The sequence below is a fragment of the Flavobacterium soyangense genome, from assembly GCF_015277675.1.
GTDB lineage: Bacteria > Bacteroidota > Bacteroidia > Flavobacteriales > Flavobacteriaceae > Flavobacterium > Flavobacterium soyangense.
Window position 1 is genome coordinate 46,945 of sequence record NZ_JADHEC010000023.1, and the last position, 6,047, is coordinate 52,991.

A 6,047-nucleotide genomic window follows, 5' to 3' on the forward strand; every position below is an offset into this window, starting at 1 on the left:
TCTAAATTTCTATTAACTTAAAGGTTACCAATTATGGACAATCCAATTTCAATCCTTTTTTATTTAAAAAGAGTCAAAGTCAATGCTCAAGGTTTGGCTCCAATTTTCCAACGAATTACCATCAATGGTAGACGATTGGATAACAGTACTGGCAAGTTTGTTGACCCAGACAAATGGCACTCCGAAATGTCTAAAATGAGAGGAACTTCGGAAGAAGCTCGTTCAATCAATGGACATCTTGACAATTTAAAATCAAAGATTCTAAATGTGGAAAAAAATCTAATCAAAAAAGACATTCCGGTAAATTTTGAATCCTTCAAAAATGAGTTAACCGGAAAAAAAGAACGGGAGCGAATGTTAGTTCCAATCTTCCAAGAACACAATCGTAAAATCAAAGAACTGGTTGGTCAGGAATATGCACCTGGAACATTGGAACGCTATGAAACTTCGTTGAAGCACACCAAAGATTTCATTTTCTGGAAATACAACATCACGGATATCAATATCGAGAAGATAGATCATTCCTTTATCACAGAATATGAATTCTACTTGCGCAGCGAACGAAAATGTGCCAACAACACCGCTGTAAAATACATCAAGAACTTCCACAAAATCATCAACCAGTGTTTGGCCAACGGATGGCTAAACAAGGATCCTTTCACCAATTACAAAGCGAAAGTCAAAGAAGTCATTCGAGAATTCCTTTCTGAAGCTGAAATAGAACAAATGATGAACAAAGAATTTGTTTCCGAGCGATTGGAACTTGTTCGCGATATATTCGTTTTTAGCTGCTTTACAGGCTTAGCATATATCGACGTGAAACAATTAACATTGGACAATATTTCTTTGGGAATAGATGGTGATAAATGGATTTTCAAGAACAGACAAAAAACAGATACCGCTTCTAAAATTCCATTATTGCCAACGGCAAAAGACATCATCGACAAATATGCCGATTATCCGGTTTGCAAAAACGAGAAACGCCTCCTCCCTATTTTGAGCAATCAAAAATGAATGCCTATCTTAAAGAAATTGCAGATGTTTGCGAAATCAAAAAGGAATTGACCTTCCACATTGCTCGACATACTTTTGCGACAACTGTGACACTTTCCAATGGTGTTCCTCTGGAAACGGTCAGTAAAATGTTGGGACACACCAGCCTTAAAACTACCCAACATTATGCTAAAATTTTAGATAAAAAAATTAGCGAAGATATGATGATTTTAAAATCAAAATTTGCTTCAAAGGCACTAAATGATAAAAAATTAAGTAGCCGCAAGGCTTAGGGACTGTTAATAACTTTTTAGCGAAAAGTATGACAAAAATCAATACAAAATGGTTTATTTTGGCACACCCAATTCAAACCAGTTATTCCTCATGGAACTCAATTACATCAGCTACTTTAATGAATTTGAAAGAGAATATAAAGTCCTTAATAACACTTCAAAAGATGTTTTGACTGTTTCTTTAGAGATTATTCATTATATTGAAAAGAAGTTAAAAGAGATATACAATTGGTTACAAAATCATATTTTTAAAACGCTTCAAGAAGAAATCCATTTTTTCAAAGAATTGAAACCAAGACTGGTTTCAAAACTGATCTATTACAAAGCAATACTCAAATTAGAAACCACTTTACCCCAAACCAAAATGGACAAAAAAAAGCAGTACGAAAAATTGTTGATGGGTATTCATTATCATGCAATAAGCAATCAGGATTTATACGAATACTATCGCTCCAGATCATCAGACAAAGATGAAGATCATTTTGTACGTCATAGCTTCAAGGACATCATCAAATATGATTGTTGTCTCATAAATTTCGATTCCAAACTGAGCACCTCACACGATTACAATGTGGCCACCATAATGGCAAACGATCTCTTTGCCATTCATTTGGAAAACAAACTCGACGAACTCAATGGCAAGTACCTACCTAAAAATCTTCCAATAGATAACAAATTCAATTGGACCGGTTCAAAAGTAGATATGACAGAACTCGTATATGCATTTCAAGCTACTGGCTGTATCAATAATGGAAATTTTGATTTAAAAGAATTGGCCATTTTTTTAGGCACAATGTTAAATGTAGAAATTGATTCCAATCTATACGGAAACTACTCGGATATAAAATCCCGTAAAGTTTCAAAAACACGATTCATCAACACGATGTCTGAAAAACTTATCGAGAAAATGGATAATGATGATTCAAAAAAGAAGCATTAACAAAATACCCCATTGGGTACACCTTGGGTTTCCTTTGTCAAGACTATATTTTTGGTTGAATCCCTCTAATACTCCAATGGGAAAAATAAGCACTCAAATGTTAAAATTCAAAAACAGAACCCAATAAACAAAAGGGTTCTGTTTTTTTTTGATGAATAATAACACCCAACTTGGGTATTACTTGGGAAGTAAAAATAACCAAATGAAAGTAATTTGTATTAGCAGTTAACTCATAAATGTTAGCTGGTAAAATCTAACAAATCAAACACTTTCATTATGAATTTACATCCAAAAAAACTCTTCCCGGAAATCGACAACTTTGAGTTGTTAAACCACCAAATGGTAACCAAAAGAGATCTCCTCAACTTTGGCAACGCGCTACTCCACGAAATCCAATCAGGCAAACCTGCAGTGGAACAACCTCCCCAATGGCTCAAATCTTCCGAGGTGCGCAAACTCCTTAAAATTTCTCCTGGCACTTTACAAAATCTTCGCATTAACGGAACCCTCAACTATAACCGGATCGGCGGGATCATTTACTACAAGTACGATGACATCTTAAAGTTGCTTAACAAATAACCCAACACCCATAATGAACTACATCAAACACCTCACAGGCTTTTTCGAAAAAGTATCAACCGACTTCGACCTCAACCCAACGCACATCAGCCTCTATATGGCCATATTCCAATTATGGAACCAAAACCGTTTCCAAAACCCGATTGGCATTTCCAGGGATGAATTAATGCGCATCAGCAAAATCGCTTCCTACGCAACCTACCACAAATGCATCCGGGAATTGGACGAAAGAGATTTTGTGAAATATATGCCTTCTTACAATCCGTTCAAAGGATCCACACTCGAGGTACTCAACTTGGATTTCTACACCAAACCAATTCAAAAAAAGGAAATAAAAAAGCTCAAAACCCAGCAAAAAATCAAACAAGTCAATGAACAAGCTATTGTACAAGTTGATGAACTTGGTATTGAACAAGTACTAAACAAGCACTGTACAAGCACTGAACTTCTACCTTATATAAACAATACAAACAGTATAAACATTGTAAACGGGCAAGCACAAAAAAAGCAAGATAAAAACGACGCTTTTTTGTTAGAAAAGGAACCGCAGCCCAAAAAAAAGTTGCGCGAAAAAAAAGGTATAGAACACGGTGAGAAAATCCCTCCCATCTGGGAAGAAGTAGCTCTTTATTTCAAGGAGAAAAACAATTCCGAAATCGAAGCCCAAAAGTTCTACAACCACTTCCAAAGCAACGGCTGGCTTGTGGGTGGAAAATCCAAAATGAAAGACTGGAAAGCGGCTGCCCGAAATTGGATGCTTAACACAAACAATTTTCAACCAAAATCAAACAAACCCCAGCCGAATCATCTACATACTACAAATTCAAAAAACTATGCCGAACCTTTATAATTTTTCCCTTCAAAAGTTCCAGAATTATAAAAAAGTTTAGTCGATACATCCCTCCACGTCCTAGGGATCCGGAATCGAGTGTCAAAAAACACGAAGAATTCGTAAAATGAAAAGCTGTTTGAGCGCAGCGAGTTCTTTTCATTTAGAATTTGAGAGTTATTTTGACCGATGAGGATTCCAAGACTTGATTTTTTTGTTTCTTTTTTTATCAAGAAAAAAAGAAAGATTGATTCTATAATCTTATAATTCACAAAAAATGCAAATTCATATCCATAAAATCCAAGAAACATATACTATTGAAAACAACCAAAAAATCTATGATTTCAACAAATGCCTTTCCTATATAGAATCCCAAGGAAAAGAACATTACGGGCAATCATTCAAAATAAACATACTCGATATTCCAACCATTTACAAATTGGTAATCTATATGATCAAAGACCAAAACACAGCCTTAAAATTACAAATCGACCTCAACAAAGGCATTTTATTATCGGGTCCAATTGGTTGCGGAAAAACCTCAATAATGCACCTCATCAAAACATTTGCAAGCCCTTTATCCGATTATAAAATCAAAACCTGTCGGGAAATATCTTTCGAATTTGCAAAAAGTGGTTTTGACGCTATCAACAAATACACACTAAAACAAAACTACCAATCACGCCTTTCGGGCTATTGCTTTGACGACTTGGGTGCTGAACAACAAATCAAACATTTCGGTAACGATTGCAATGTAATGGCTGAGGTATTGATAAGTCGTTACGAGCAGTTCGTGGAAAATAATTCCATTACTCACCTCACCTCCAACCTATCAGCATCCGAAATCGAAATTCTTTACGGCAATAGGTTGCGTTCCAGAATGCGAAATATGTTCAACCTCGTTAGTTTTAATGACAACTCCAATGATAAACGATGATTTTAAATAATTTTTTCACAATGTGGAAAACCGTAATGCAAACGATATTCCATAAGCTACATTTGATTATTATTAATCCAAATCGTACTATAAAATGAAAAAATTAACTATTGCTTTAATTATTATTACATTACTGGTTCCTAAACAATCAAAAGCGCAAAGTAATGGTGCTGCGGCTGCGGCTGCAGTTGGCGTTGGTCTTTTAGCCATTGGAGCAGGAATCGCTGCAGTTGAGGATATGAAAGAAAGAGCAGAATTGACCGCCACCCAATGGGTTTTAGCTAATCATCCAGAATTAAATAGTTTTTCATTAAAAACACTTGATTTTAATGGCAAAAAAACAAAAGATATGTCAGCAACTTCTGTTATTTCTTTTAAAATACAAGAATTTAGTCCATCAGATAATCCAAAACTTGATGGCAGAAAGCAGGTATTACTCGCTTTTACCAGCTATGGTTGGATCAGCGATCAAGGTATTGACTTTAACAAGGTACAATGGTACTTGATTGATAGTGACGAATGGCTGAATATGATGGTAGCCTATGCAAAAGTGGCTTCAAAAGAAAAAAGTGATGCAGTACTAAAGGATGTATTAAATAATGGTGTTGTCGTAAATAAAGGAATAAAAGCAAAAGGCAAATCTGAAATTCCTTTTTTTAAATTAGAAGGTGATATGTATTTAGTGACCGATTATTCTTCGGAAATGAAATTGATTTATAATGAAAAAACATTGGGGATATTTTTAAAAAAAACGGAAAATTTAGTACAGATGGGAAGAGCTGCCGTTATTGATACACACGAGTTCTTATTTCAAAATAATTAAGTTAAGGAAAAACGATCTATAAATAAGTATCCCTCAAAACAAATTTCCAATCACGCCTTTCCGGCTATTGCTTTGATGACTTAGGTGCCGAACAACAAATCAAACATTTTGGCAACGATTGCAATGTAATGGCTGAGGTATTGATCAGTCGTTACGAGCAGTTCGTGGTGAATAATTCCATCACTCACCTTACCTCCAATCTATCCGCCTCCGAAATTGAAATGCTCTATGGTAACAGGCTGCATTCCAGAATGCGAAATATGTTCAACCTTATCAGTTTTAATGTAAACTCAAATGACAAGAGATAATTTAAAATAATCTATCAAAATAAGGGAAACGGTAAAACAAGATGGTCTAACTAGATTATTTTTTGATTATAAATTTTGTTAACAAAGTCTTATTTGTAGTACTTTTAATAGCATTGATTTTGATTAGATTTGGTTAAGAATAAAAAGACTACTATTTAATTTCAATACTAATTTAATAAAACCATTTTTGAATATGATATTTGTTTTATGTGCCATAATATATATTGATACACTACTAACCGATTAATATTTTTAAACAGAAAGGGCTACTTTTAAAAGTAAGCCCTTTTTTTCATATATTTTGAGTGACAAAAAACAAAATTTATGAGTTCCAAAGATATTGAA

5 protein-coding genes and 1 pseudogene are annotated in these 6,047 nt (G+C 34.5%); all 6 read left to right on the forward strand.

Annotated features, from left to right (window positions below):
- The first annotated feature begins 33 nt into the window (after positions 1–33).
- The 6 genes and pseudogenes from IR213_RS10860 to IR213_RS10885 all read left to right on the forward strand — a co-directional run bounded on the left by IR213_RS10860 (position 34) and on the right by IR213_RS10885 (position 5,394).
- Positions 34–1,286, forward strand: a pseudogene (locus tag IR213_RS10860) (site-specific integrase).
- Between the two features lie 49 nt (positions 1,287–1,335).
- On the forward strand, positions 1,336–2,226 hold the full coding sequence (locus IR213_RS10865; protein WP_194312344.1) for an RteC domain-containing protein: 891 nt from the start codon (positions 1,336–1,338) through the stop codon (positions 2,224–2,226).
- Positions 2,227–2,502: 276 nt separating this feature from the next.
- Positions 2,503–2,805 carry a helix-turn-helix domain-containing protein gene (locus tag IR213_RS10870; protein ID WP_194312345.1) on the forward strand — a complete coding sequence of 101 codons (303 nt, stop codon included), beginning with the start codon at positions 2,503–2,505 and terminating at the stop codon, positions 2,803–2,805.
- A gap of 13 nt (positions 2,806–2,818) precedes the next feature.
- Positions 2,819–3,655 carry a transcriptional regulator gene (locus IR213_RS10875; protein ID WP_194312346.1) on the forward strand — a complete coding sequence of 279 codons (837 nt, stop codon included), beginning with the start codon at positions 2,819–2,821 and terminating at the stop codon, positions 3,653–3,655.
- A gap of 256 nt (positions 3,656–3,911) precedes the next feature.
- Positions 3,912–4,571: an ATPase gene (locus IR213_RS10880; protein WP_194312347.1), complete on the forward strand. Its 660-nt coding sequence runs from the start codon at positions 3,912–3,914 to the stop codon at positions 4,569–4,571.
- 94 nt (positions 4,572–4,665) lie between these two features.
- On the forward strand, positions 4,666–5,394 hold the full coding sequence (locus IR213_RS10885) for a hypothetical protein (RefSeq protein ID WP_194312348.1): 729 nt from the start codon (positions 4,666–4,668) through the stop codon (positions 5,392–5,394).
- Positions 5,395–6,047 lie beyond the last annotated feature (653 nt).